This is a genomic window from Paenibacillus ilasis (assembly GCF_043195395.1).
GTDB lineage: Bacteria > Bacillota > Bacilli > Paenibacillales > Paenibacillaceae > Paenibacillus_AQ > Paenibacillus_AQ lautus.
In genome coordinates, this window is sequence record NZ_JBHDJG010000001.1 from 3,603,063 (window position 1) to 3,628,537 (window position 25,475).

Genomic DNA, 25,475 nt, shown 5'->3' on the forward strand with positions numbered 1-25,475 from the left:
CTGTTCATTCTCATCATGCACGGTTCATCTGATTATTGGACAAACCAGTTCAAGAGGTCATCGGCTTTCATCATATTCGCTTTAATTGCGCCCGATTGCCAGTGGGTTCGATCCGCTCTGTACACATGACCGTTTTTGACGGCGGGTACAGATTTCCACAACGGACTGTCAAATACCTGCATTGCTTCTTGATTCTCTTCCGAGTCCCAGCTGCCGTTCGAAGGCAAAATAATGATATGGTCCGCATCTAACTCCGGGATTTTCTCTTCGGATAGAATAGCTTGAAAATCGGTCATGTCACGCGCAAACGGGTGTGGAGTCAATCCCATTTCTTTGTAGATATTGCCGATAAACCGGTTCTCGATACCAAACAGGGCGAGCGTTTTATCTCCGACATTTAACCGGAGCACCGCCACGGTCTCTTCCCCGACAGCTTGTTGCAGTTTCATCCTCGTTTCCTCGATTTTCTTATGATAGTCGCTCAACACGCCTTCGGCTTCCTCAGGTATGCCGAGCACATCCCCTATCGTCTTCATAATGTCCGGCGGACTTTGTAAAATCGATTCGGGCAGCCGATAAGTAGGCGCTATTTTGGAGTATAGTTCATACTTGGCCGCATCCACCGCGCCGTCAACAATAATCAAATCCGGATCAGCTTCCAGCAGCGATTCTATACTTCCCGTTATATCAAAGGTCGGAACTTCGAGTCCCAAATAATCCTGTTTCCCCCAGCTTGGATGATACCACTGCACAACAGGTGTAATGCCAAGGGCCAGCAGATAGTCCTCCAGGTAAATTCCTGCTACCCTCTTCGGATTTACTGGTATTTCGACCTCGCCGAACTCATCTTTCATTACTTTGGTTTCACCAGCCTCTTGTTTTGTCTCGTCCTGGGCGACCTGCTCCCCCACCTTTTCCGTGAATTGCTCGGAAGGTGCTGCAACCTCCTTGTCCTGAGGTGTTCCGCATCCAGCCAGAGCAATCATCAGTACAAGTAATGCTATCATCCATCGGGTACTCTTATGATATGACCTTGCCATAAATCGTTTCTCCCCTTGCCTGTTGTTAAAAGGTACGAAAGAGTTTCTTCCAATTACACTGATTATGATAATCATTCTCATTTCGTTCAGGAACATTGTATCTCACTCCATGTGATCAAACAATACATTTTCTCAAATCATTTCTTATACAAACGCGAAATAAGAGCCCCCTGTCAGGAGCCCTCTTCTCTTCCTAGATCAATCTCAATATAATGAATACTATATCTTTTTGGGAGGAAGAACATGTTTCCAATACTAGAGACCAAACGATTAAAGCTGAGGGAAATCCAGCATCAGGATGCCGGGGCCATCTATAGCTGCTTCTCGAATGATGAGGTGACTCGCTATTACGGACAAGACACACTGACCACCCCCGAGCAGGCTATCCACATGGTTGAGCTCTTCGCTACCAACTACGCGGAGAAACGCGGGATTCGTTGGGGCATCGAAAGGAAAGATACACAGGGTCTCATCGGCACCATCGGGTATAACGTATGGTCCCCGCGGCATAAGAGGGCCGAGATCGGATATGAAATACATCCAGAATCCTGGGGGCAAGGTTATGCAATCGAAGCTGCCTCCGCCGTGATCCCATATGGTTTTCAAGTGCTTGGCTTGACCCGCATCGGTGCCGTTGTTTTTCTTGAGAACCAGGCTTCCCACGCCCTGCTGACCAAACTCGGTTTTGAAGCGGAAGGTATCCTTCGCCAATATATATATCAAAACGGCGTGGCACACGATACGCGGGTGTACTCAATATTAAAAACTAACCACTTGCGTTAGGGGTTCTGCTTAAACCTCTCTAAGTTTCATTCTTCCGGGGATTCCTTCGCATCCAGAAAAGGTTTGTTCACAAAATAATACATAAAACCCATCAGCAGCACGCCGCCAATCAAATTGCCAATCGTTACCGGGATCAGGTTATGCAGTACGCCTTCCAATGAAATCGTGCCGGGATGATTCAGCACGAGCGCAATAGCAAAGGTGCACATATTTGCAACGCTGTGTTCATATCCGGAAATGAAGAAACAGAATACAAACAGCATCATGGCAAACATTTTGGCGCCGTCGCCCTTCAGTGACATCGGGATGAAAAAGGCTAGGCATACAAGCCAGTTGCACAGAATTGCCCTGAAAAACAGCTGCACCGTCGGAGTGGTCATTTTGTGCTCAACCACATCGAGCAAAAAACCGTTCACGGATGAATCCATGAAAAGTCCGGTCAAGAAAATCAGCAGCGCAAACGTGCACGCCCCCAAGATATTCCCCGCGTAGCTGAAGACCCACAGCTTGACGACCTCCAGCCATCTTAGTTTCTTGCGCAGAGCGGCATACGTGTAGTAGAACGTGTTCCCCGTAAACAAGTCCCCTCCCCCATACGCGATCAGAATGATCGCCGCGCCAAACGTAAGGGCGGCCATCGGGTAAGTCAGGGGGGAATGCTCCAGATAAAAGAAGTTGCCTGTCTTAAAAGCAACAATGACGCCAAAGCCGATAAACATGCTGGCGAGCATGGAGCGGGCGATGTAACGAAGATGGCTTTGCTTGAAGATTTTGTGTTTTTTGAGAGCAAGCTGCTCCACCTTGAGTAATGATTCGGTTTCCATAATTCCTCCTGAAAAAGTCGATTCTATATAGATTACACGATTTTTCCAATAATTCATATCACCTTATGTATCATTACCCCATTTCACCTGACGAAACATTCATGGGGGACAGAACTCGATCCGGTCGGGGTATCAAATCTGATATTTCATCTTCATAGAATCGTAACCCAATGTCGTTAAGCTTCCACTATCATAAGAAGATAAGGATGACACACTTGTTTGATGCACAGCGCAGGTGGTAATTAGTTGTTACAAAGGAGAGGATGCAACATGAACTTGAAACAACCAGCAAAAAAAGCAATCGTCGCCTTGACCATGGCAGGAGTTTTCGGCGTAAGTGCAATCGGTGTAAATCATGCTGTTTTTCCGCTGCAGCAAGCAGAAGCGGCTGCGGCGGCCAATGCCGGCGATTATGCTGCGGAGCACGCGCTCAAGACGCTCAACAGCTTCTATAAACCCGCATTAAAGGGACAATTTCCTGGTGCCGTCAGCGGTTTAACGATCGGTAAAAGCACAAAGCAGGATGTTTATAAAGCCATTGGCGAGCCTTCCGTGGCAGGCAAGCATGCCGACGCCTTCGATGTATACGGGGCCAACATGGGGAATCCTGGCTACGCCTTTTCCTATAAACTGAACAAAATCCGCGAGATGCGTTATTTTGGCACGAACGTGGAGCGGCAGACGAACATCGGCGGCATCACCATGAAAATGCTGAAGCAGAACTGGTTTGCACCGGACGCCACAACCACTTTCAAAACCGGAAAAATCAAGCAAACCAAGCTCACTTACAACCGTGGAGATTACAAATTGGAGTTCATCTTTAACAGCAGCACAGAGCTGGACCATATTAATCTGCTGAAAAAATAACCGTGATTAGAAACTCTCACTCCCCAATTTATGGTTAACCTGTCCACCATAAAACATCAGAAAAGCCCGGTCTCTTAGAGACCGGGCTTTTCTGATACAGCACCCATTTCTTACATCAAATACTGAAACAACATATCATCCAGCCACTTCTGGCTGGATTCCATCCGCTTAAATCCGGCAGCTAGCATATTGACCTGTTCCCTTAACACTTGAGACTCATCGGTCCCTTCCCGATAGCGGCTCAAAAAATGCAGAAATACATCAACCATACGCAAGCGCATGAGAACCGGAATTGCGGCAATCTCCTCTACGTTCAGTCGAACGCGGCTGGCAAATCCTTCGCAAAACTGCTGTATGGCCTTCCTCTCGTCCGCGATTCCCAAAAATCCCGAGATGACGACCGCAGGCTCCATCGCTCTTACATCCCGTGTGCAAAATTCAAAATCAAGCAAAGCGGTGACCGTATGCGGGTGCTCTGCGTCTACCAGCAGGTTCGATAGGTTCAGATCACCATGCACCAGCTGCTGCGGCAGATTTTTTAGAGATTCAAGCCTGCTGCATATATCGGCGTATGCTTCTTTTAGTATATGAAGTGCCTCGATTTGATCCTTAAACTCCATTGGCGGCTGCTTGCAAAAATCTAGAATGAACGCTTCGCTGCATGCAGGATAAGACTGGAGCAGCTCGAAATAAGGTGGGTACACCGGCTCCATTCCGATTGAACAAACCGCAAGGGCATTTACCAGTTCCCCCGTCTTCTCCCCGAAGGAATACGCTGCTTGAGTGCTGCCTTCTTCCGGACGCACTCCTTCAATATATGCAAATAGGCAGGCGTAACGATCACTCCCATCCTGAACCCGAACCATCTTATCGCCAGACGCGGAAGGAAGAGGAGCCGGAATCTTAAAACTCAGCGGCACCTGCTGCAGCGAGTCCAGAACCGCAAACTCGAATTCGATTCTTGCCTTATCTCGATGTGTATTGTAAATACGCATGACCGAGCGGCGTTGTTCGTTATGAATAAAGTGGGTCGTATTATTCCAGCCCGTCGGACCTTTAACCCGTTCACCGTTCCACTCTGGCCAGTAGACTTGCAGAAGATGCTGAATCATGATTTTACCTCTCTTACCCCTTTAAATCTTCAGTTATATCAAATAGAGCGTCATTTCTGTGCAACTTCTTCCGTTTTCGCCACAATAACCTTTACGCCAAGCTCCTGAATCCGGTCCATAACCTCCTGATCCGCCTTTTGATCGGTAATTAACACATCCAGATCTTCGACGGAGCCGGCTCTGGCAAAGCCATCCTGTCCGAGGATCCGATGCGTTGCCATGCCAATTCTGCGGCGGGATACGGCAGAGACCGCGCGACCAAAAGCGGCAACTTCAGGAGTAGCCACGAATATTCCCTCATCGGAAATACCGCCACCGCTAACGAAACTGATATCAAATTTAAATTGACGAATAAATTCGTTAGCCAGCACGTCCGTAATATTTCCGGAAGGCTTCACCCGCCCGCCAATCAAATAGGTGTCAATCCATTCGCGCTCGCGCAGAGCTTCTGCTACACGCATGCAGTTGGTCACGATCGTCAAGGGCGTTTGCTCCGGAAGATGCTTCAGCAGTAAATAGGTAAGCGAACTGCTGCCAATGAATAACGTATCTTTTTCTCGGACGTATGAAACGGCTAATTGAGCAATGGCGTTCCCTTCCGGAGAGCCTTCACCATACCGCTGTTCCGGGACCGGGGGCGGTTGTCTGACTTTCATGGATGGAATGGCGCCTCCGTGCGTTTTCTGAAGTAAGCCTTGTTCCTCCATGATCGTCAGATCCCGGCGAATCGAATCAATCGATATTTCAAACCGTTCGGCCAAGTCCTTGGCAATCACCCGCTTATCTTGATGCAGCAAAGCAAGAATTTTCTGACGGCGTTCCTCGGCGAACATTCCTGATTGATCTTGCACCATACATCTTCCCTCCTGAATATTCATTAATTTTCCACTCTACACCTCGATTATATTCATTTTTATTCCGTTTTTCAAGCGTTTATTATCATTATTATTCATTTATATGCGTTTTTAATCTTGTTTTTTCGGGTTTCGTAATGATTACAGAACAAGTGAAGGCATTTCCTTCGTGTCCCTCACAACACGGAAACCGCAATTGCCCGTCGAGCTGTCGGGCGTATTCCCGCTGCGTGCCGCGACTCGGTACCGGTTGCAGTAGGATCTGTGGCACAGGTACGAACCGCCGCGCATCGACCTTCTGCCGCTTGGCTCCGCGAAGAACGGATTTACATCCGAGGTTTGTTGATGATAAGACGGGCTGAACCAATCGCCGCACCATTCCCATACGTTGCCGGACATGTTATACAGTCCGTAACCATTCGGTTTATAGGCATCCACCGGCGCGGTTCCGATATAACCGTCGCTGGCGTTATTTTTGACCGGAAATTTGCCCTGCCATATGTTGCATCGATGTTCTCCGTCCTGCTTCAGCAGATCGCCCCATGGATAGGTCCTGCCCTCCAAACCGCCGCGAGCCGCATACTCCCATTCCGCTTCCGTAGGAAGCCTCACGCCTGCCCAATGGCCGTATGCCATGGCATCGTTCCATGATATATGTACGACCGGATGGTCCATCCGGTCTTCGATGCTCGAATCCGCTCCCTCGGGTGCTGCCCAATATGCACCTTCGACCACCAGCCACCAGGGCACTTCTTGCGGAACTTGTGCGACTCTTGCCTTTGTCTCCTCCGAAGCCAGCAGTTCAAATACAAACGACCATCCGAAATGCTCCGCTTCCGTAACATAGCCGGTTGCTTCCACAAAGCGTTGAAACTGTTCATTCGTAACGGCATACGGTGAGATTTCAAATCCGGAAACGGTTACGCTGCGAGCCGGCCCCTCGCCGTCACGCGGAAAGCCTTCTTGCGAATTCGTGCCCATCGTAAACGTCCCTCCAGGCAGCATGACCATGTCGGGATGGAGATCAGAAAGCGACTGTTCATGATCCTCATCTTCTCTAATATTGCCAAGCTGCTCCTTCTGACCGGTTTCCGCTAACTGCACGTTCGCTCGGGAGCCGGCGCAGCAAGAATGTTGTTCTCCCATGCTAAGTTCCTCCTATGCTTGATACAGAGAACAGGACAACCACTATCGGAGCGGTTATCCTGCTTCACCTTGCTATGATTATTATTACACGAACTCCCGAGGATGGCGACGCATCAATTCCGGAATCGCTTCACCTCGGCCCGTGTTCTTCAAACGCTCGATATACCGGGGCAGATGACCTTTGGCATGGTAAGGTCCCCCCTCCTTCATGACCGTCCACAATGGATCTACGTCAAACGGCATCGTTGACATCATATGATCATGCCACTCATTCAGCAGGTAGACGGCTTCCCTGCAAAGATCCGGCCTTTCAGAGGCCTGATTGTGCTGTTCATGAACGTCCTCGGTGATGTGGAACAGCATTTCTTTGTCGAACAGATGATAGCCGTCGTGATACGTTCGAATGTAGAGCCATTCTCCAAATCGAACGCTTCGCTGACAGACATGGGCGCATTGAGAGACCACCAGATACTCCCTGCCTCTGCCTTTCCCGCTTCGCAAGCTCTCCGCATAACTGATGCCATCCCAGCTTCGTGCCGGTGCAAGGTTCAAATATTCCGCCATCGTAGGCAGAAGATCCAGATGATAGTGGAGCTCGCGATCCGTTACTCCCTTCATGATGCCAGGCCCCCGAATAATCATCGGAATGCGGCAGGTTCCCTGATCCGCTGTGCCATGTTCACCATAAATCCCAAGCTCGCCCATGTTCTCACCATGATCCGCGGTAATGATGACGATCAGATCATCCATCACTCCCTTGTTCTCCAGCAATTTAAAGATGGCGCCGATGTGCTCGTCCATATGCCGAATGCCGCAATCATAGCCGTCCACCATCGTCCGCAAATCCTCCATCGTCCGAATCTCTCCGGGATGACGCGGAAAATCGGGAGATACTTCACTATTATACATGTTAATTTCATTCACTCCATGCGGGCCGACCTTCTTCTGATGCTCCTGAAGCACCTCTTCGGTAATCCAATCCGGGAGAGGATCATGCTCGAACGGGTTTCCCAGCGACTGCGGTGCCCGATAAGGTGTATGCGGATCCCAGAAGTTCACATAGAGCATCCAGTTATCTTCATCAGCGTTACGATCCAGCCAATCCAGCACGACCGGAGATACTTCTTCTGCCGACTCCAAGCCGCCCTTACCTGTATTATACATTTCATTGAAGCCCGCATAGAAGGTCCAGGCGGAATGGCGTTCTCCGAACGGACTGATCAACGCGGTTTTCATGCCGGCCCGGCGGAATATAGCGGGAAAACTCTCCGAAGCGAGTTTATCGCGGAAATCCCGCGTAATGCCTTCATGCCGCACATCGGCTGCCGAGCCCCCATGGCCTACGACGCCGTTATGAATGCCGAATTTGCCGGTCATCAGCGCGGTTCTTGAAGGAAAACATGGAGCGTCCGAGGTATAATAATTGTCAAAACGCACGCCTTCCGCCGCTATTCGGTCAATGTTCGGCGACGTATTCCGGTGATATCCGTAGCATCCTAAGTGATCCGGTCTGGTCGAATCCAAATCCAGCAATAATACTCTCATATCCTCATCGCTTCCTTCCTCGTCTGAATTCACTTAACCTGGATATATGTCAGCGTTTACAAAACGACTGCAGTTGACTGAAATTATAGGCCAATGCTCTGTCCGGAGTCGATGTACATTTCGTTAATTTGTTGTACGATTCTACTACGATTTTAATTAGCAGGAGCATAAAAACTAACAACCCCCTACTCATTGAAAGCATGAATATGCTAGGCTATAGGTATAAAATCACTGCGAGGTGTTTTCATGTGATCCAGCTGATGAGCGTGAATTTTGATGATGATATTCCAAACTGGCGGACTCAGCTTGAGACGATTGAGTACAATGTCCTTGTTGTGGTTAGAGAAGGTAAAGTGAGGTATGAAATCAACGGGGAGGAGATCATTGCCGAAAAAGAAGACGTGCTCTTCATCCCGCGATCGACAAGGCGGAGCGGCGGCAACTGGAATGGCGTCCCTCATCAGAAATACACCATTCTCTTTACGATGGATCCGCATGAATCCACAGGCATCCCGTTTCTGGATGAGGGACGATGCCTTAAATTCAATCTCGCGCATATTCAATATGCCTACCGTCGCTGTGAGCGCTTATTCGAGGAAATGCGGGGCGGCAAAAGCTACCGCGCCATGATCTGTCAAGGCATCATGCAGGAGCTGATAGGCATGCTGGCCCGTGAACTCGAGAAGACCGAGCTGCCACCAAGCAAAAGAAACTATGCGGATACCATCAAATCGTATCTGTTGGAGCACTACCGCGAACCGATCGAAATCGATAAACTCGCAAAGTTAATTCATCGTTCCCCGAATTATGCCACCGCCCTCTTCAAGGAGGTGTACGGTCATTCACCGATTCGGTATATGCACCAGCTGCGCGTGCTGGAAGCGTGCAGCCTGCTGCTTCATTCGGACATGACGATCGCTCATATCGCCCACTATCTGGGTTATTATGACACGTCCTATTTTTATCGCATGTTTAAAAAATACACCGGTCTGTCACCCTCCGACTATGTGCAGCAGGGCGATCGGTCCGATGTATCCAAGCTCTTCACCTAATCCTCTCTGGTTGTCATACCGTTGTTGGCGGCTTCTGGCCTGCAAACTGAATGACATGAGACAAGCCTTGATGCCCCTGCCCTTCCTGCCTGACGACTTCACCCATGAAAAAATGGACAATCCGCCAATCCGCAAAAGTTTCGAGGAAATCCCCAGGGGCGTACAAAAACTGCTGATCTTGCGGCCCCCCGCTGCGATAAGGAATCTGGTACGGGGAGTACACTTCAGTGAGGAAATATCCTCCAGGCTTCACCGCTGCCTTCACGCCCGCTAAAGTCCTCGTTCTTAATTCCTTGGGAAAATGTCCAAACACGCATATAACCTCATCCCATTGATCCTGCTTCCACTGCGCATCGTGCAGATCCACAAGCTCGGTACGAATCTTAACACCGCTGGCTTCCGCCAGTCGATGGGCTTTGCTAAGACCGGATTCCGCGTAATCCCATACGGTTACGTTCATCCCTTCCCGAGCCAGGAACACCGCATTCCGTCCTTCTCCCTCCGCGATCGCCAGTGCGTCGCCCGTTAAGCTTAATTTCTTATGCATGTCGGCTATAAATACATTCGGATCCGTACCAAATACGTATTCATCTCCCTGAAACCGTTCATTCCATGGATTCATCGTTTGAGCACCTCTCTCTTTTGAAATCAATGTAACCCTGTAGACACGAAATCTAACTCCATCTTACCATTCCTGCCGCATCGATGATATTGTACGAACTTCAGAAATAACCATACTGCTTTCCGGAGCCCGCCATCATATCATAGAATGTCCAGCCAAATTTTGATGGCCGTTGCCAGGATCAAGACAGCCAATATGATCTGCAAGACCTTTGTGTTCATCTTCTTGCCTGCCGCCGCACCTAGAGGGGAAGCGATCAGACTGGCGGCAACCATGATAAGAGCGGGGATATAGTCCACCTGGCCAGTGGTCAGCTTGCCCACCGTCGAACCGATGGATGAGATGAAGGTGATCGCAAGCGAGGTTGCAATGGTCATCCGGGTCGGAATTTTCAACACAACCAGCATGATCGGAACGAGCAGAAAAGCCCCTGCCGCTCCGACGATACCCGCTCCGATTCCGACCAAAAGCGCCAGCCCGGCAGCCAGCCATTTGTTGAATTTGACCTGATCCAGCGGGATATCGTCCACCCCTTTGTTTGGGATGAACATCATAACGGCGGCGATAAGCGCCAATATTCCGTAGATGAGATTTATGCCGCTTTCGCTCATCATTTTTGAGCCGAAGCCGCCGATGAAGCTGCCAAGCAGAATAGCTGAACCCATATAGATGATGAGCGTTTTATTCAGATATCCGCCTTTGCGGTACGCCCACACGCCGCCGATCGTAGCAAAGAATACCTGTACGGCACTGATGCCCGACACTTCATGTGCCGTGAAAGCCGCAAGACCGAAGAGCGGCGGAATGTACAGCAGCATCGGGTATTTGATAATCGATCCGCCAATGCCAACCATGCCTGAAATATATGAGCCAATGAATCCGATTAAAAATATCGTGATGATAAAGGTTATATTGAGTTCCATTCGTGCTGCCCCCTTACTTCTTTAGAAAAGGGAACCTGTTCGGGTTCCCTTGGTTCACTTTTTATCTATCTCAATCCGTTCATATCCATCACCAAGCTTGTTTTCGACCTCTGCAAATTGAGCACTTTATAATGATTAGCTCCACCGCTTAGCATCGGATGGTCATATCATTAACGCACTGCGCAGCGGTTCGGCCCAATCTCCATCTCACGCTGACGCTCCGTGTCAGGATTCAATTTCCCCATATTCGTTTGACGGATTTCCTGATAGCTGTTTGGCTGTGGAGGTAAATTTTTCGTAACCATCGTTCGAAATTCCACTTCGTCCGCTATGTTCAGGCCATGGTTCTCCCGGTACAGTTCTCCCAGTTTCTTCGCGACCGTTCCGTCCTCATTCAGTTCGTCCATGATCATGAAATGAGCCGGCAGCACGACCAGATCCTCTGAGAGATGGGTATAGCGGGCATATAGCGTCTCTCGCAAATCGCCAACCCAATCGTCTGCAAGCCCTGCCAGGTCCGGACGGCCGATGGAATCGATAAACAGAATATCGCCTGTCAGCAGGTATTGATCGTCAATGACAAACGATGTAGACCCGATGGTATGGCCCGGGGAATGGAGCGCTTCAATGCGGATTGTGCTGCCCCCAATCGCCACTTCGCCGCCGTTCTTCAGCGGTTCGTACTTAAACACAACCTCGCTGGCATCCTTTGGCGGAAGCCAGTATGTGGCTCCTGTCTGCTCGGCAATCGTTCGACCGCCGGATATATGGTCCGCATGCAGATGGGTATCCAACACATGTTTGATTTCCGCATCCAAGCGGTTAGCAAATTCAAGATAAACCTCCGTCATGCGGGTTGCATCAAACAATGCCGCTTCTCCATTGGATACGGCCATGTAAGACAAGCAGCCTTTTCCTAAACGAACGAATTGATAGAGCGCGCCGCCATCTGTCAGGTTACCGATCTTCAACGGCACAAGGTGTTCACTCCAGGCTTTCATTCCGCCTTTCAAGTACGCGACATTCCGGCCGTGCTCGGCCAACATCTCAGCCACCATCACCGACGATCCTTCCTTGGCGCACACGACGAGCACTTCTTGCCCCTTGGGGAGCCGATCCAAAATATCTTCCACCCCGTCAATTAAATCAAAGTAAGGGATATTCAAATGCTGGATTCGTTCGCCTTCAATCTTCCAATCCTCGAAATCCGTAGCATTCCGCACGTCCAGTATGAACAGACTCTCTTTGCGAATCGCCTTCATGGCCACCTCTTGTGCTTTCATTTCTCTTACTGTCATGTTGTTATTCCTCCTCGTAAGTTCAGTCATGATTTCCAGATCTTCAACCTTCATTTTTTATTGTCTTGGAATCCATCGTCCAGCATGCTTCTTTACAGACAGACTTTCTATTTATTCAGGTTCATGAATCAAGCCCTTCCCTTGGACCGCGCCAATCGCTCATGCCAGGCACAACGTTCACAATACCGGTAAAGCCGTTAGCTGCAAGCTTTTGTGCAGCCATGTCACTGCGGGTTCCGGTACGGCAGATAACGTAAATTTCGTCTTCCCGGCTCAGCTCACCCATTCGCTTATCCAGTTCGCCAAGCGGAATGGATACCGCATTCGGAATATGCGTAAAGGCAAACTCCGCCGCTTCCCTCACATCCAGAACAACGATGGAGACACCGGACCGCAGCTTTTCCTCCAGCTGTACGTTAGACGCTACATGCGGATAGGTCCGTTCCGCCGTTTCTTCGCCGGAAGATTTGCGCAGATAATGCTTCAGCACCTCCCCCTCTTCAACCGTTCCTAGATATTGGTGTCCTGTGCTTTCCGCCCACGCCTTCATGTCGGCCTTCGACCCTTTGTCGGTCGCCTCAACCTCCAGCACTTGACCGGCTTCAAGATCCTTCATTGCTTTTTTCGTACGAACGATGGGCATCGGGCATGCCAGCCCTTTCGCGTCCAGCTTTACATTCGAATCCATTGTCGTCATATCACATCGAACCTCCATTGTTTTGTTTGTCGGGTCGTCATATACCCCAATGGGTATATCTCATTTCAAAAAAAAGGGGGCCAAACACACCCATTTTTTTTCAAGGAAACCTGATTACTCTGTTGTGCCTTCCCATTCGAGCATGCCCCCCGTCATGTTGACGACTCGATAGCCTTGGCTCTCCAAATATTGCGCTGCCCGGCCGCTGCGGCCACCGGAACGGCATACCATTACATATTCTTTCGACCGATCAAGCTCCTGCTTGCGAAATTCAATCAAACCGAGCGGAATGTTGACGGCGCCTGGAATTTTCCCTTCTGCGACTTCTTCCGTTTCTCGCACATCGATAATATTCATAATAACCCCATCATTCAGCTTCTGCTCAACTGTTTTTGGAGAAATCTCTCTCATGCTGATAAACAACTCCCTCTTACAAATTTAGGACCAGGCACTCATGCCGCCTTTGACATTGGTCACCTTCTTAAAACCTGACTTCCTCAAAGATTTGCTGGCTTTATTGCTTCGCATACCACTCTGGCAGATCAATACGACTTCCTTCTCTCTTGAGAGCGACTCGCTGCTCAATAAGAGCTGGTCCAGCGGAATATTGCGAAAACCCCGAATGTGATTTCCCTTGAATTCTCCCGTCGTCCGGACATCGATGAACTGTTTGTTTGCGTTGACGTCCTTCAGCTCATGCTTCAGCTGTGCCGCGGTAATCTGTCTGACTCCTTTGGCCGGGAGAATTCTCCATACGATAAACAGAATCATAAGTGCAATGAACATGATATTGAGTAGCTCCATCTTTATTCCCTCTCTTTATGCACGCATTCGTCGCCACTGTTTTCGTTATATAAACAAGTTGACATTGCCATCCTGGGCATCGCCCAAATAACCTGCCACCCCCGCATATTCAATATCTTCAAACAGCTCTTCTTTTTGCAGACCGAGAAGGTCCATCGTCATGGTGCAAGCAACCAGTTTCACATCCTGCTCCTTCGCCAGCTCGATCAGCTGCGGAAGCGGTACGGCATTGTGTTTCTTGATCACATCCTTTATCATTTTGGGACCCATGCCGGCAAAATTCATTTTGGAAAGTCCCATCTTATTGGACCCACGCGGCATCATTTTCCCGAACATTTTTTCCATGAAACTCTTCTTCTTGGGCAGCAGCACGTCTTCGTCCTTGCGCAGGGCATTCAATCCCCAAAAGGTGTGGAATATCGTCACCTCATGGTCGTATGCCGCAGCACCGTTCGCGATGATATAAGCAGCCATAGCTTTGTCATAATCGCCGCTGAATAATACGATCGTTGTCTTTTTTGTTTCCGTCACGTTAAGATCTCCCCCTGTAAAAAAATAATGAAATTCCGTTCTTGGATCAGACATCACACATACCCATACGGGTATATTGTAATTCAAAAAAATTATCCCTTCCTAATCCAAAATTTCTGTACGTCGCCTTCCTCCTGATAGTCCAGCAATTCATGGCCTGTCGATTTGGCCCATGCCGTCAGATCGCTCTTTGCGCCTTGATCCGTCGTATGAATCTCAAGGACCTCACCCGGTTCCATCTCTTTTATTTCTTTTTTTGTTTTCACGATCGGCATGGGACATGCCAAGCCCTTCGCATCCAATACTTTATCCGCGTTCATGATAATATTCCTCCTTCGATTTAATGGACGATTATTTTGTATACCCATAGGGGTATGTTAAACGATGTCGAATATCATGTCAATCTTGTTCATATTCCCATTCTGGAGCAGGGTGTAGGAACCATCCCTTCAATTATCTGCTTCTAACGAGCAAATTTACCGCTTCGATCACCAGCTTCTCTGTATCCTGCCCGCTCTCTTCGGCTTTCTGTACACATTCGACAAGATTGGAGCTGACTACAACGCCAATCGTCCGATCTATAGCCGACCGAGTGGCCGACAGCTGGGTTATGACCTCCTTGCAATCTTTGTTCTCCTCCATCATCTTCAGAATGCCGCGCAGCTGACCTTCAATCCGTTTTACCCGATTCTTCATTTGATCATCGTAATCCATCTCGAACCCCTCCTATCTGTACACATGTCGTGTCTGATATTTGTCACACCATTCGGTGCTGATACATGTTATAATACCCCATAGGGTATAAAATAATCAATTCATAATACGCTCCAAATTCAGGGAGGAATATACGATGGGCAAAAAAATCATCATTGTCGGCGGTGTGGCCGGTGGGGCCTCCGCAGCTGCCAGGCTGCGGAGATTGGATGAGAGCTCTACCATTATTGTAGTGGAACGCGGGGAATATATTTCGTTTGCAAATTGCGGTCTCCCCTACTATATAGGAGAATCTATAAAGGACCGCAATAAGCTTATGGTGCAGACCGTGCCCGGCCTTAGCAGCCGCTACGGGCTGGATATTCGGAATCTTAGCGAAGTTACGTCCATACTGCGTGATGAGAACATGGTTACGATTAAAAACCTTAATACTGGCGAAACCTACACCGAGAGTTATGATTATCTGATCCTGTCACCCGGCGCAAAGCCAGTGGTGCCGGATATTCCCGGCTTGTCCGAAGACCGTAACGTATTCACATTGCGGAATATCCCAGATACAGACCGGATCAAGCAGTTCGTGGATGAAGCCCAGCCGAAGGAAGCCGTTATTGTCGGGGGCGGGTTTATCGGGCTGGAAATGGCCGAGAATCTGGCGGATCGCGGCGTTCAGGTGACAGTCATCGAAAGGGCGAACCAGGTAATGGCTCCGCTCGATTACGAAATGGCCGCGATCGTCCAGTCGCATCTTCAGGAAAAAGGAGTCCGCTTGATTCTTGAGGACGGTGTACAAGAGTTTCATGACGGCGGCCAACAAATTGAGCTTTCCAGCGGCAAACGTATATCAACCGAGATGACCTTGCTTTCGATAGGCGTTCGGCCCGAGAGTGTGCTGGCGTCAGATGCTGGACTTCCCGTCAGCGACCGCGGCGGGATTCAAGTTAACGAATTTATGCAGACCTCTGACCCGAACATTTATGCGATCGGCGATGCAATCGAAGTGAAGGATTTCGTCCTTCAGAGCCAGGCCTTTATTCCGCTCGCAGGGCCTGCCAACCGGCAGGGCCGACTTGTTGCAGATCATATCTATGGTAAAAACAACAGCTACAAGGGTACGCTCGGTTCGTCGATTGCCAAGGTCTTTGAGCTGACGGTCGCGGCTACGGGTATCAATGAAAAACGTCTCAAGCAGGTAAGTGCACCTTATCAAGCTATCCATATTCACCCCTCGTCGCATGCAGGGTACTACCCCGGGGCGTATCCCATCTCCTTGAAGCTGTTATTCCACCCGGAAACAGGTCAAATCTATGGGGCGCAAGCGATTGGAGCAGATGGCGTGGATAAACGGATCGATGTCATTGCTACAGCGATCAAGGGGAATCTGAGCGTTTGGGACTTGACGGAACTGGAGCTCTCTTACGCGCCCCCTTATTCCTCCGCCAAAGACCCGGTAAACTATGCCGGATATGTTGCTACCAACATCCTGGATGGCTTGGTTGAAACGGTACAATGGCATGAAATCGACGACCTCGTTGAAAACGGCGCCGCCTTGATCGACGTCCGTGAACCTAAAGAAAGGGACGCAGGTTATATCCACGGTTCCATTAACATTCCGCTTAACGATCTGCGCAGCCGGCTGAAGGAATTGCCGGAGAATGAAACGGTGTACGTGACTTGCCAGGTTGGGCTGCGCGGATATTTGGCGGCGCGTATTTTGGCCGAGCATGGATTCCGGGTGAAGAACCTGGACGGCGGCTGGAAAACATATGCATCGGTTTACAAGCCATCATAATCGCTCCTAACTAAATCGTTCTGAAAGCGATGGATATGCTGCCTGCAACAAAAATACAACATGCAAAAAAGCCCCGGAATTCCGGGGCTTTTCTTCTTTATATGAAATAGATAATAGCTTAAATCAGCTTGTGCGCATACCATTTCTTGCCGCGGAAGCGCCATAGGAAGACCGCTCCCCGGACGCCCCATTCACAGTTCATGGCTAGCCATACGCCAAGAATGCTCCAGCCCAGAACGATCCCCATAATATAACCGAGAATCACCCGGAACAGCCACATGGTCAGCATCGAAGTGATCGAGGTAAAACGCGAGTCGCCCGCCGCACGTAGCGCCGAAGGCAGAATAAAGCTTATCGACCATAGCGGAACCTGTACAAGGGTGTTAATCAACAGCACCACAAACAGATCGTTCACGATTTCCGGAGGCGGGTTAAACAACCCGACCAGCGGCCGGTAGAGCGGCATCAAAATCAAACCCATGAAGGCGAGCGAGATTGCGCCAAGCCACAAAAAAGATTTGATGAACTTCCGGGCATCCGCTATATTTCCGCGGCCAATGCATTGACCGACGACGGTCACAATCGTTAAGGACAACGCGCTGGCTGGAATTTGGAAGACGGCCGCAAGTGAAGACCCGATCGCGTTCGTTGCAATGGCGTAAGTGCCTAGGCTGACGATAAACACTTGGGTCAAGAGCTTTCCCCCGTTAAAAAACATCTGCTCGGCTGCGAACGGAAGCCCGATAAACATAATTTTGCGCAGCATCGATATCGGAAAATGAAACAGATCCCGCAGGCGGATATGCAGTGTGGCATCCACTCTGAACAGATAGTAGAGCGCACAGGCCGCACCGGCAAAACGGGCGATGTTAATCGCCAGCGTCATGCCCATAACGCCCATATTCAGCAGGGTGATGAAAACGATGTTCAGCAGAACGTAGAGCAGGTTCATAATCAGGGACAACGCCAGTGATGCGCGGGTCTTGCCGATCCCTCTCAGCGCCCCGCAAACGGCCTGCACGATGGCAATTCCGATGAAGGAAGTACTGCTTCCGATCAGATACACTCGCGCACTCTCCAGCACCTCGGGTGACGCTGAGCCGAATAGCAGATTCAGCACCGGCTGGTGAAGCCCAATGATCAGCAGCGCGATCGCTAATGCGATCATGGCCACCGATGTAACGGTGGCCGCAGAAGCCCGGGATACCATCATCGCGTTGCCGCTTCCCTTATACTGCGCCACGACGACGGTGCCCCCGGTTGCCACCGCCACGAACACATTGATGAGGAAAATGTTCAGAGAGTCCACCATGTTCACGGCGCTGACCGCCGATACGCCCGACGAACTGATCATGGCCGTATTGACCAGGTTCAAACCGATGATAAATGCCTGGTCGATCAATATCGGGAAAAATAAAGCAAAAATCTGCCGGTAGTCCATCGACTCCCCGGTTAAATGATGTTGAAGCAAACCGTTCATTTGGGTTCGTAATCGAACCAACATCTGTCATCACATTCTTTTCGTTGTAATATAAAAGAAAAAACTCTTCATGCGAAGAGCTTCAGGCTTACGGTATTTAGAAATGGCAGCCGTAACCGTTCCGCTTGGGAGAGCTTACTCCCTCGCCAAGGGGACAATACGGATTGATTCATTTGATCCCGGATTAACCCCGTCTTTGATTGGAGGATATCACCAGACCCGTGATCTGTCAACGAATGCAAGCCGCAGGAAATGACCGTATACTGCTGATAAACGGAGCAACATGTGAGCCTGCAGGTTGTAACCCTTTATATAGGAGCACAAGAGGCTTCACCTTCTGTCAGAGCCTTTAGAAGGTGGCCTCTTCTGTAAAATGTTATGAATGTAATCAACTTGATCGTTCAGAGCACAAACGTGTCGGCGTCCTTTTTCACTCACGCCATGTGAGAATTTATTTGCTGTTATCGATACTAGCGATAAGCCGTTTCTCCACATCCTGGGCAATGCCCCGCAGGGATTCAAAGAATTCATTCTCCACCATGCCAATAAGCGCCGTGGGCCTCGGGAGTCCGATCTTCGTTCCCTCTTCAAACTCATAAACGGCGATTTTACAAGGCAGGAAATACCCGGCCAAGTCATTCTCGCTCAACACTTTTTTCGCCTCAACCGGATTGCATACCTCCAGTATTTCGTACTTCTGTTCAAACTCGATGCCCTTCTCATTCAATTTGTCCTGAATGCTGAATCGCCACAGCACACCGAACTTCTCTTCGGCCAACGCTTGTTCCAATGCAGCAATGGCATCGTCTACTGACTTATCCGTTTCTACCGTATAGTGAAACATGTTTATCCCTCCAGAATGGTAGTCATTTTATAATACGGGTGCCGATCGCACTCGACTAGCCTTATGGTAGCCAATCCGGTATGGAAATACTTCCGAGACACTAAATAAATTAACCTGAAATAAAATCATGAATCATGGTTCTGGATATACCGAAGGGGTCCACCTAGGAGGATGATTTGGACGCATGGAAGTCTATTCTCGGAGGATTTCCGCTCATTTCAGGGAAATAATCGTTTGACAAAACCAAAATCCTCCTGTATTTTCCACAAAAAAGTGAATCGGATTCTCTTCATCCTGGTCATGCTGAATGACGCGTCTTGCCGCCTCGTATTGCTGCCGGGTGACCTCGAGACGAAGCAGCGCACAGCGCGTGTCAAAAGCACCCTCCCAATTGTCTGCTGGAGCAAGCTTCTTGATTATTCCGACTTGTTCCAGCGATCATAAGCATCCTGATAAATCTTCAGCATTTCATCCAGACCCATCTTGTTAATCATCTTCACATAATCGTCCCACATCGTGAGCGGCTCCTGACCAACGATAAACTTCGCTTCCATTTGATCGACATAGGTTTTAATGTCCGTCTTAATGATATTCAGCCTTTTTTGCTCTTCATTGCTGAAATATACGTCCGGGTATGCTGGCACCGCATAAGGGTTCAACTTCTCGTCCACCATTTTGTTGTAATCCGGCCCTTTGCCGTTGTCACGCATAGCGTCAAATTTTCTTTCCTTGATCAATGGCAGCTGTCCACCACAATCCGGGGTTAACTTTGCCCGATATTCCTCACTGTTCATTCCTTCAGGAAAATCGAACTCCCACTTCGTTTTGGCGTCATCCAGCCATTTGATGCTGTTTCCGTAAATCCCGAGCTTGCTGCCTTCGGAGGAGTACAAATAATCGACCCACCGCATCGTCGCCTCAGGATACTTATTCTGACTCGTAATCGCGAATGTGCCACGGCGGATTTTAGATGATTTCAGCGCCAGCTTCTCGCTGTTAACCGGACTGGTCAGCGTCCCAAGCATCGGGTGCTTTAAATTGTCTTCCGGTTTGTCGACCTTCAGGACGAGATCTGGAGAGGAATGGATGAATGCGCCGATTTGGTTCGAATTGCCTTTGGCCGTCATTTGCTGGGACGTCTGTACAAAGGTTTCCCCATCCATCAGCTTCTCTGTGAACAGTTTGTTCAAGTAAGCGAGATATTCCTTGTACTGATCTTGCACCGGATTGAAGCGGACCTTCCCGTCCTTTACCTCCACTTCACGGCCAAGCAGGCCGAATGCTGGCAGCAGCACACTTTGGAAGCCTCCCAGTTTCTCGCTGGATAACGGGATTTCGTCATTTTTGCCGTTCTTGTTGGGGTCTTCGTTTTTGAACCGCTTCAGCAGCTCATACAATTCATCCGTAGTCGTTGGCTCCGTCGTAATCCCCAAACTCTCCATCCAGTCCCCGTTCAGCCACAGTCTGCTCGGAACAAACGCGCGCGGCTCGTCGATAATGAGCGGGAGGGCGTAGATATGTCCGTCCACGGTGGTGATCGACTTTTTGATATCCGGATTATCATTCATCAGCTTTTTGAAATTCGGCGCGTACTTCTCGATCAATCCTTCCAGCGGAACCAGATAACCTTGGCCGCCGTATGTAACTTCATCGTCAGGTGTAAGACCAGCATTGAAAAATACATCAGGCAATTGCTGGCTTGCGAAAGCCAGATTCTTAGCCTCTTGATAATTAGCTGCTGGAGGCGTATTGAAATTAAAATGGATATTTGTCATTTCTTCCATTTCCTTAAATAGTACCATGTCCTCCCAAGGCCCGTGAATGGCCGCTTTCGCTCCCATCATCGCCAACGTGATTTTGTCACCTACAATCGGGTAGCCGCTGGCATTGAAATTTTTCGGTTCTCCCCCACTCTCATTCCCAGCATGATTCGCTTTATTGCCCGGGCTGCACCCGGCTAACAGGATTGCGCCGCTTAAAATGATACAGATACTCCCTTTTAACCATGTTTTCATAATTTTGTTTCCCCTCTCTATGAGTTTATATGGTTCATCATTGTGAAATTCCGGGTTTCCCGTTAACCCTTAACGGAGCCTATGAGCACACCTTTCATGAAAAAGCGCTGCATAAACGGATAGATGACGATAATCGGCAAGCTGGATACGATCATGACGGCATACTTGATGATGTCGGCAATTCGGGCTTGTTTGGCCATCGCTTCCATGTCATCTCCGGTCATCAGCATCGTATCGTTCATCTGATTCTGTACGAGTATTTCACGCAAAATTAATTGAAGCGGATACAAGCTGCGGTCCTTCAAGTAAATGATGGCACTAAAGTAACTGTTCCAGTGGGTCACCCCATAATAAAGGGCCATGACCGCGATGATTGGAGCAGAGAGCGGAAGCACGATTTTCAGAAACAGAACGGTATTGGAGCAGCCATCGATTTCGGCAGATTCCTGGAGCTCTTTCGGAATATTGGATTGAAAAAATGTGCGGCAAATAATCAGGTTATACACTGCAACTGCATTAGGAATCAGCAGCGCCCACACGGTGTTCAGCATTCCAAGCCAGCTGACGAGCAGGAAAGATGGAATCAGCCCGCCTCCGAAAAACATCGTGAATACGATCAAACCCATCATGATCCCGCGGCCTTTCAAATCTTTGCGGGAGAGCGCATAGGCCCCTGGAATCGTAAACAACAGGTTGATGGCTGTTCCTGCAACCGTATACAAAATCGTGTTCAAGTAACCGGACCAAATCTCCGGATTTTGAAACACGCGCTGATACCCTTCAAACGTAATGCCTCTGGGATAAAGCCACATCGTCCCCTGATTCACATAGACAGGATCACTGATCGAGGCGCTGATAACGTATACGAGTGGGTATAAAACGATGATCAGGATGAAGAACAAAAATATGAAATTGATGATTTCGAACACTCTGTCCGATCTGAGTTTCCTATTCATGGTTGTCTTCCACCCTCCTTTACCATAGACTTGTCTCGTTTACCCTCTTGGCGATCCGGTTAACGGTAAGCAGCAGTATGAAATTAATGACCGAGTTAAACAAGCCAATCGCAGCCGAGAAGCTGAACTGGCCTTGCACAAGCCCGCTTCGGTATACGTATGTGGAGATAACGTCTGACGACTCCAGATTCAGTGGATTTTGCAGCAAGAATACTTTTTCAAACCCGACGGACATAAAACTCCCTACGTTCAGAATGAGCAAGATCACCATCGTAGGCAGGATGCTCGGAAGATTGATATGCCATATGCGCTTCATCCGGGTGGCTCCGTCGATCATCGCCGCCTCATGCTGCTGGGGATCGACTCCAGCCAGCGCCGCCAGGTAAATAATCGTCCCCCAGCCCATACTTTGCCATACACCGGAGAGTACGAACACAGATTTGAACCAGCCCGGTTCGCCCAGAAATTGTACAGGTTCTCCACCCAAAGCCTTGATGGCTAAATTGACTAAACCGGTTCCCGGAGACAGAAAGGCGATAATCATGCCACTCATGACAACTACGGATATAAAGTGAGGTGCATACGTTACGGTCTGCACCCACTTCTTGAATGCCCCGTTCTTCAGCTCATTGAGCGCTAACGCGATCAGGATCGGGATCGGAAACCCGACGATCATTTCATACAAGCTGATGCCAACCGTGTTCCGGATCAGATCCCAAAAATAATAAGAATCGAAAAAGCGCCTTAAATGCTCCAGACCCACCCAAGGGCTGTTCCATATCCCCGAACTGGGGGCATAATCCCTGAAGGCAATCTGCAGGCCATACAGCGGGAAATAATGAAATACAATGAAATAGGCCATCGTGGGCAGAACGAATAAATACAATTCCCAATTTTTGAGAACCGACTTCCATCCGTTTTTCCTGAGCCCGCGCCCCACCCTTTTGGTAGCATGCAGTGTCTTGGCTGTCATGACCCAACCAACCCCTTTCTCAAAATTGAACTGGCGAACCGCAGTTAATAAATCCCATGCTACCTGTTCGAATATGTAATCGTAAATCTGTAGAAATTGTTCTGTGGTTGTTACTCTTTACATTGCCTGCCGCGACAAGGCGGATCCATGTAAATTTGTCGTTCTTGCTCTGGATTGTCGATTCTTTACAATTCTGTACATCCTTCTTGATCAAGGCTTATCTTCTGCCCGACCCAAGCCTAATGGACAAAAAAAGCGCGTTCTCTCGAATCGAAGGTTTCGAGTAGAAGCACGCGTTTTATCGAAAGGCTATACGAAGATTTATAGCTTTGTACTCACGAATACAGTTTCCGGTACTGTCCAAGCGTAATACCTTCTGTATTTTTAAATTTGCGCATGAAATTGGAGACGTCCGAATAGCCAACACTGGCAACAATATCTTTAATCGTCAGGTCGCTGTTCTTTAACAGCCGTTTGACCTCCTCCATGCGAAGATGGGTAACATATTCGGTAAACGTATATCCCGTCTGGTCCTTCATGTAACGGCTGAAATAGGATATGGACATCTGGAAGTGATCGGCGATTTTCTCCAAACTCAGGTCATATTCCTGGTAGTGCTGCTCAATATATTGGAAAATCTCTGTTCCCATAGCGGTGTTCTTGCTTTCTTTATTGGCCTGCACATAATCGCATATGAGGTCGATGAGTCCGGTCATCCCCGCATCCAGTTGTTTCAAGGTCGTGAATTCCGCCAAATGGCTTCGATACTCTTGCGGAATACCCAGTTTCATTTCATTCATCGTTCTGAGAAACGTGTTGATCAGATCAAAACTCATACAGCGGAAGTAAAACAAGGATACTTCTTTTCCTTCTAAATCATGCATGATGTTAGCCAAAGCGGTTTTGGCCGCTGTATCATTGCCCTGCTTCATGCTTTGCACAAGGCGGATTTGCTCTTCGATCGGGTACCATTCACTGCCTTCCTGCCACTCTGACATATCAGCGAAATATACGATCTCCCCTTTGCGAATTCGACCGCTTTGCTCCATAGCTGCAGTAGCTTCAATGTAAGACCGATTCACATGAATCAGCCCGGATACTGGGCTGCCCATACCGACCGTTGGCCGAAATCCGCAGCAATGCTCGAACAGCCGAGCAATTTCGTCTGCAATTTCCTCTTGGACTTGGCGCAGACATGATTCGTTGCAGCCCGTGCTAATCAGGATGGCGATGGACTGATCTGGTATGAGTTCTACTCCATACCCAACCGCATCTGTCATGGATATCTCGGACAGCAGCCGCAGCAGCTCTTCCCGGTTCTGCGTGGATATGTACTCACTCCCGTCCATGGGGATAACGGTCACAAAGCAGTTCTCTCCGGGAAGCGCCAAATTTTCCCTGGACAAAAAAGCTATTGTCTCCTCCTCATCCTTGATCGAACCTAATATCAGTCGGACGAAAAACTGCTCCCGCACAATCGGACGCTGTTCATCGATTCTCTTCATCAGATCGCGCGTCGCCTGAACGGAATCGCGTATCAAGTCGAGTTCATTATGGAGGCTGTCATCGTTTCCATGCGTCCATACCTGTAAAGTCCGTACATAGTCTGCGATGTTCCGGATCGGACGGTATTGCCTAGTCGAGAGCAGTACAGCGATCAGAATCCCGAAGGCCACAACTGCAGCACAAATGAGTAATACAAAGGTCCGCATTTCCAGTACCCTTCCCAAAAACTGATCGGTTGGCATAACGATGACATAAGACCAACCCGTCAAATTTGATTTAGCCTGCATTAGAGAATAATGTTCGTCGCCTAGCTTGGCATCGTGAATGCCATCCTGGGTCTTGGAGACAAGTAACTGTTTGGCAGCCTGTTCCGTCAGGTCATTCTCGCGGCTCCTTGAAGCCAGAATGTTGTCCTTGGAATCCAAAATGTAAACGCTACCATAAAAGTCTCCTAAAATAGGACCCACCAGTTCGGTCAGCATCGATTCACGAATGAAGAAGCTAACCGTGCCGTAAGGCGATTGGCTATTGCGTGGAATCGGGAACATATACATCAGCACGTTTTGCTTCTGGCTGCTGCCCGAAACAGTAGTTTGGGTACGACGGATTTCAGGGATCTGAAGACGGCTCATTTCCTCGTCCAGCCGGATCCCGTCCAGGTCACTAAATCCGTACACCCGTTTCGCGAATGTATCGAACGAGTTGATTCCGGACGAAGTATACAGCCGCTCATCCCCATGGAAATAAAGCGCGACTTCATCGACAATCGTGTTATTTGCCTTATATTTGCCCAACTCATCCACAACTTCAATTTCTTTGTATTTCCCGCTCTTCACTACGAATGAGGTTAGTTCGGAATCAATCGAAATCCTTGAAGCGGTGTTGTCCAGACCGCGTGCCAATAAGTCGAATGTATTCTTGACCTGGTTCAGCTTGTATACATTGGATGCCTCAATTTCACTTTTGAACCGTACGACCGCATTATAATACACCACACCGCTAAGTATAATGAACGGTATGGCAAAAATCAGTACATGCGACAGTAGAAATTGATAGAACAAGCGAGAATTGGTTCGTTTGCGCCTCATTGTTCTCCCCCA

At 49.0% G+C, this 25,475-nt stretch carries 26 protein-coding genes; 5 read left to right on the forward strand and 21 right to left on the reverse strand.

Annotation, left to right across the window (positions count from 1 at the left end):
- Positions 1–32 precede the first annotated feature (32 nt).
- Positions 33–1,007, reverse strand: coding sequence for an ABC transporter substrate-binding protein (locus ACETK5_RS16165; RefSeq protein ID WP_394056744.1), 975 nt, complete (start codon positions 1,005–1,007; stop codon positions 33–35).
- Positions 1,008–1,283: 276 nt separating this feature from the next.
- On the opposite strand from ACETK5_RS16165, the gene ACETK5_RS16170 reads away from it, so the two are divergent.
- Positions 1,284–1,823, forward strand: coding sequence for a GNAT family N-acetyltransferase (locus ACETK5_RS16170; protein ID WP_394056746.1), 540 nt, complete (start codon positions 1,284–1,286; stop codon positions 1,821–1,823).
- A 26-nt stretch (positions 1,824–1,849) separates the two neighbouring features.
- Here ACETK5_RS16170 and ACETK5_RS16175 read toward each other — a convergent pair whose 3' ends face one another.
- A complete protein-coding gene (locus ACETK5_RS16175) occupies positions 1,850–2,647 on the reverse strand; it encodes a formate/nitrite transporter family protein (RefSeq protein ID WP_100536427.1) in 798 nt (265 codons plus the stop codon).
- Positions 2,648–2,917: 270 nt separating this feature from the next.
- Between ACETK5_RS16175 and ACETK5_RS16180 the strand changes: the two genes are divergently transcribed.
- A complete protein-coding gene (locus ACETK5_RS16180) occupies positions 2,918–3,514 on the forward strand; it encodes a YjgB family protein (RefSeq protein WP_394056747.1) in 597 nt (198 codons plus the stop codon).
- Positions 3,515–3,624: 110 nt separating this feature from the next.
- Here the strand turns inward: ACETK5_RS16180 and ACETK5_RS16185 are convergent, their stop codons facing one another.
- The 4 genes from ACETK5_RS16185 to ACETK5_RS16200 all read right to left on the reverse strand — a co-directional run bounded on the left by ACETK5_RS16185 (position 3,625) and on the right by ACETK5_RS16200 (position 8,171).
- Entirely contained in the window at positions 3,625–4,626 is a 1,002-nt protein-coding gene (locus ACETK5_RS16185; protein ID WP_394056749.1) for a phosphotransferase, read from the reverse strand.
- 50 nt (positions 4,627–4,676) lie between these two features.
- Positions 4,677–5,459: a DeoR/GlpR family DNA-binding transcription regulator gene (locus ACETK5_RS16190; RefSeq protein ID WP_165789700.1), complete on the reverse strand. Its 783-nt coding sequence runs from the start codon at positions 5,457–5,459 to the stop codon at positions 4,677–4,679.
- A 162-nt stretch (positions 5,460–5,621) separates the two neighbouring features.
- A complete protein-coding gene (locus ACETK5_RS16195) occupies positions 5,622–6,626 on the reverse strand; it encodes a formylglycine-generating enzyme family protein (protein ID WP_326112856.1) in 1,005 nt (334 codons plus the stop codon).
- 84 nt (positions 6,627–6,710) lie between these two features.
- Positions 6,711–8,171 (reverse strand): sulfatase family protein, encoded by a 1,461-nt coding sequence (locus tag ACETK5_RS16200; RefSeq protein ID WP_326112857.1) that lies wholly within the window; start codon positions 8,169–8,171, stop codon positions 6,711–6,713.
- A gap of 248 nt (positions 8,172–8,419) precedes the next feature.
- Here ACETK5_RS16200 and ACETK5_RS16205 point away from each other — a divergent pair, with 248 nt between their 5' ends.
- Entirely contained in the window at positions 8,420–9,223 is an 804-nt protein-coding gene (locus ACETK5_RS16205) for a helix-turn-helix transcriptional regulator (RefSeq protein WP_326112858.1), read from the forward strand.
- A 13-nt stretch (positions 9,224–9,236) separates the two neighbouring features.
- Here ACETK5_RS16205 and ACETK5_RS16210 read toward each other — a convergent pair whose 3' ends face one another.
- From ACETK5_RS16210 to ACETK5_RS16250, 9 genes are all read right to left on the reverse strand, one after another.
- Complete coding sequence (locus ACETK5_RS16210; RefSeq protein ID WP_326112859.1) at positions 9,237–9,845, reverse strand: class I SAM-dependent methyltransferase; 609 nt, start codon at positions 9,843–9,845, stop codon at positions 9,237–9,239.
- Positions 9,846–9,985: 140 nt separating this feature from the next.
- Positions 9,986–10,768, reverse strand: coding sequence for a sulfite exporter TauE/SafE family protein (locus tag ACETK5_RS16215; protein ID WP_100536419.1), 783 nt, complete (start codon positions 10,766–10,768; stop codon positions 9,986–9,988).
- A gap of 170 nt (positions 10,769–10,938) precedes the next feature.
- Complete coding sequence (locus ACETK5_RS16220; RefSeq protein WP_394056753.1) at positions 10,939–12,066, reverse strand: MBL fold metallo-hydrolase; 1,128 nt, start codon at positions 12,064–12,066, stop codon at positions 10,939–10,941.
- A 121-nt stretch (positions 12,067–12,187) separates the two neighbouring features.
- Entirely contained in the window at positions 12,188–12,763 is a 576-nt protein-coding gene (locus ACETK5_RS16225) for a sulfurtransferase TusA family protein (RefSeq protein ID WP_326112864.1), read from the reverse strand.
- 114 nt (positions 12,764–12,877) lie between these two features.
- The gene (locus tag ACETK5_RS16230) at positions 12,878–13,174 is read right to left on the reverse strand and encodes a rhodanese-like domain-containing protein (RefSeq protein ID WP_394056755.1); all 297 of its coding nucleotides are present in this window, start codon (positions 13,172–13,174) and stop codon (positions 12,878–12,880) included.
- Between the two features lie 27 nt (positions 13,175–13,201).
- The gene (locus ACETK5_RS16235; protein ID WP_100536415.1) at positions 13,202–13,567 is read right to left on the reverse strand and encodes a rhodanese-like domain-containing protein; all 366 of its coding nucleotides are present in this window, start codon (positions 13,565–13,567) and stop codon (positions 13,202–13,204) included.
- A 45-nt stretch (positions 13,568–13,612) separates the two neighbouring features.
- The gene (locus tag ACETK5_RS16240) at positions 13,613–14,098 is read right to left on the reverse strand and encodes a DsrE/DsrF/DrsH-like family protein (RefSeq protein WP_100536414.1); all 486 of its coding nucleotides are present in this window, start codon (positions 14,096–14,098) and stop codon (positions 13,613–13,615) included.
- A 92-nt stretch (positions 14,099–14,190) separates the two neighbouring features.
- Positions 14,191–14,418, reverse strand: coding sequence for a sulfurtransferase TusA family protein (locus ACETK5_RS16245; RefSeq protein ID WP_100536413.1), 228 nt, complete (start codon positions 14,416–14,418; stop codon positions 14,191–14,193).
- A gap of 133 nt (positions 14,419–14,551) precedes the next feature.
- Positions 14,552–14,812 carry a metal-sensitive transcriptional regulator gene (locus ACETK5_RS16250; protein ID WP_100536412.1) on the reverse strand — a complete coding sequence of 87 codons (261 nt, stop codon included), beginning with the start codon at positions 14,810–14,812 and terminating at the stop codon, positions 14,552–14,554.
- Between the two features lie 136 nt (positions 14,813–14,948).
- On the opposite strand from ACETK5_RS16250, the gene ACETK5_RS16255 reads away from it, so the two are divergent.
- On the forward strand, positions 14,949–16,601 hold the full coding sequence (locus tag ACETK5_RS16255; protein WP_100536411.1) for a CoA-disulfide reductase: 1,653 nt from the start codon (positions 14,949–14,951) through the stop codon (positions 16,599–16,601).
- 118 nt (positions 16,602–16,719) lie between these two features.
- Here the strand turns inward: ACETK5_RS16255 and ACETK5_RS16260 are convergent, their stop codons facing one another.
- Both ACETK5_RS16260 and ACETK5_RS16265 read right to left on the reverse strand, forming a co-directional pair.
- Positions 16,720–18,105 (reverse strand): MATE family efflux transporter, encoded by a 1,386-nt coding sequence (locus tag ACETK5_RS16260; protein WP_100536410.1) that lies wholly within the window; start codon positions 18,103–18,105, stop codon positions 16,720–16,722.
- A gap of 427 nt (positions 18,106–18,532) precedes the next feature.
- On the reverse strand, positions 18,533–18,925 hold the full coding sequence (locus ACETK5_RS16265; protein ID WP_100536409.1) for a DUF302 domain-containing protein: 393 nt from the start codon (positions 18,923–18,925) through the stop codon (positions 18,533–18,535).
- Positions 18,926–19,159: 234 nt separating this feature from the next.
- Between ACETK5_RS16265 and ACETK5_RS16270 the strand changes: the two genes are divergently transcribed.
- Positions 19,160–19,369 carry a hypothetical protein gene (locus tag ACETK5_RS16270; RefSeq protein WP_133120297.1) on the forward strand — a complete coding sequence of 70 codons (210 nt, stop codon included), beginning with the start codon at positions 19,160–19,162 and terminating at the stop codon, positions 19,367–19,369.
- Here the strand turns inward: ACETK5_RS16270 and ACETK5_RS16275 are convergent.
- The 4 genes from ACETK5_RS16275 to ACETK5_RS16290 all read right to left on the reverse strand — a co-directional run bounded on the left by ACETK5_RS16275 (position 19,342) and on the right by ACETK5_RS16290 (position 25,463).
- Positions 19,342–20,940, reverse strand: a complete 1,599-nt coding sequence (locus ACETK5_RS16275; RefSeq protein WP_394056759.1) for an extracellular solute-binding protein — start codon at positions 20,938–20,940, stop codon at positions 19,342–19,344. The two genes, ACETK5_RS16270 and ACETK5_RS16275, sit on opposite strands and share 28 nt — an antisense overlap.
- Before the next feature lie 62 nt (positions 20,941–21,002).
- Complete coding sequence (locus tag ACETK5_RS16280) at positions 21,003–21,896, reverse strand: carbohydrate ABC transporter permease (protein ID WP_100536407.1); 894 nt, start codon at positions 21,894–21,896, stop codon at positions 21,003–21,005.
- Between the two features lie 19 nt (positions 21,897–21,915).
- On the reverse strand, positions 21,916–22,869 hold the full coding sequence (locus tag ACETK5_RS16285) for an ABC transporter permease (protein ID WP_100536406.1): 954 nt from the start codon (positions 22,867–22,869) through the stop codon (positions 21,916–21,918).
- 335 nt (positions 22,870–23,204) lie between these two features.
- Positions 23,205–25,463 (reverse strand): helix-turn-helix domain-containing protein, encoded by a 2,259-nt coding sequence (locus ACETK5_RS16290; protein ID WP_394056761.1) that lies wholly within the window; start codon positions 25,461–25,463, stop codon positions 23,205–23,207.
- Positions 25,464–25,475 lie beyond the last annotated feature (12 nt).

Coding starts and splice junctions, on each gene's coding strand:
- ACETK5_RS16215 (WP_100536419.1), bottom strand. CDS start 10,768: ATGGAACTCAATATAACCTTTATCATCACGATATTTTTAATCGGATTC.
- ACETK5_RS16185 (WP_394056749.1), bottom strand. CDS start 4,626: ATGATTCAGCATCTTCTGCAAGTCTACTGGCCAGAGTGGAACGGTGAA.
- ACETK5_RS16170 (WP_394056746.1), top strand. CDS start 1,284: ATGTTTCCAATACTAGAGACCAAACGATTAAAGCTGAGGGAAATCCAG.
- ACETK5_RS16285 (WP_100536406.1), bottom strand. CDS start 22,869: ATGACAGCCAAGACACTGCATGCTACCAAAAGGGTGGGGCGCGGGCTC.
- ACETK5_RS16235 (WP_100536415.1), bottom strand. CDS start 13,567: ATGGAGCTACTCAATATCATGTTCATTGCACTTATGATTCTGTTTATC.
- ACETK5_RS16200 (WP_326112857.1), bottom strand. CDS start 8,171: ATGAGAGTATTATTGCTGGATTTGGATTCGACCAGACCGGATCACTTA.
- ACETK5_RS16255 (WP_100536411.1), top strand. CDS start 14,949: ATGGGCAAAAAAATCATCATTGTCGGCGGTGTGGCCGGTGGGGCCTCC.
- ACETK5_RS16220 (WP_394056753.1), bottom strand. CDS start 12,066: ATGACAGTAAGAGAAATGAAAGCACAAGAGGTGGCCATGAAGGCGATT.
- ACETK5_RS16210 (WP_326112859.1), bottom strand. CDS start 9,845: ATGAATCCATGGAATGAACGGTTTCAGGGAGATGAATACGTATTTGGT.
- ACETK5_RS16260 (WP_100536410.1), bottom strand. CDS start 18,105: ATGTTGGTTCGATTACGAACCCAAATGAACGGTTTGCTTCAACATCAT.
- ACETK5_RS16275 (WP_394056759.1), bottom strand. CDS start 20,940: ATGAAAACATGGTTAAAAGGGAGTATCTGTATCATTTTAAGCGGCGCA.
- ACETK5_RS16175 (WP_100536427.1), bottom strand. CDS start 2,647: ATGGAAACCGAATCATTACTCAAGGTGGAGCAGCTTGCTCTCAAAAAA.
- ACETK5_RS16190 (WP_165789700.1), bottom strand. CDS start 5,459: ATGTTCGCCGAGGAACGCCGTCAGAAAATTCTTGCTTTGCTGCATCAA.
- ACETK5_RS16225 (WP_326112864.1), bottom strand. CDS start 12,763: ATGACGACAATGGATTCGAATGTAAAGCTGGACGCGAAAGGGCTGGCA.
- ACETK5_RS16250 (WP_100536412.1), bottom strand. CDS start 14,812: ATGGATTACGATGATCAAATGAAGAATCGGGTAAAACGGATTGAAGGT.
- ACETK5_RS16165 (WP_394056744.1), bottom strand. CDS start 1,007: ATGATAGCATTACTTGTACTGATGATTGCTCTGGCTGGATGCGGAACA.
- ACETK5_RS16230 (WP_394056755.1), bottom strand. CDS start 13,174: ATGAGAGAGATTTCTCCAAAAACAGTTGAGCAGAAGCTGAATGATGGG.
- ACETK5_RS16180 (WP_394056747.1), top strand. CDS start 2,918: ATGAACTTGAAACAACCAGCAAAAAAAGCAATCGTCGCCTTGACCATG.
- ACETK5_RS16245 (WP_100536413.1), bottom strand. CDS start 14,418: ATGAACGCGGATAAAGTATTGGATGCGAAGGGCTTGGCATGTCCCATG.
- ACETK5_RS16265 (WP_100536409.1), bottom strand. CDS start 18,925: ATGTTTCACTATACGGTAGAAACGGATAAGTCAGTAGACGATGCCATT.
- ACETK5_RS16280 (WP_100536407.1), bottom strand. CDS start 21,896: ATGAATAGGAAACTCAGATCGGACAGAGTGTTCGAAATCATCAATTTC.
- ACETK5_RS16195 (WP_326112856.1), bottom strand. CDS start 6,626: ATGGGAGAACAACATTCTTGCTGCGCCGGCTCCCGAGCGAACGTGCAG.
- ACETK5_RS16290 (WP_394056761.1), bottom strand. CDS start 25,463: ATGAGGCGCAAACGAACCAATTCTCGCTTGTTCTATCAATTTCTACTG.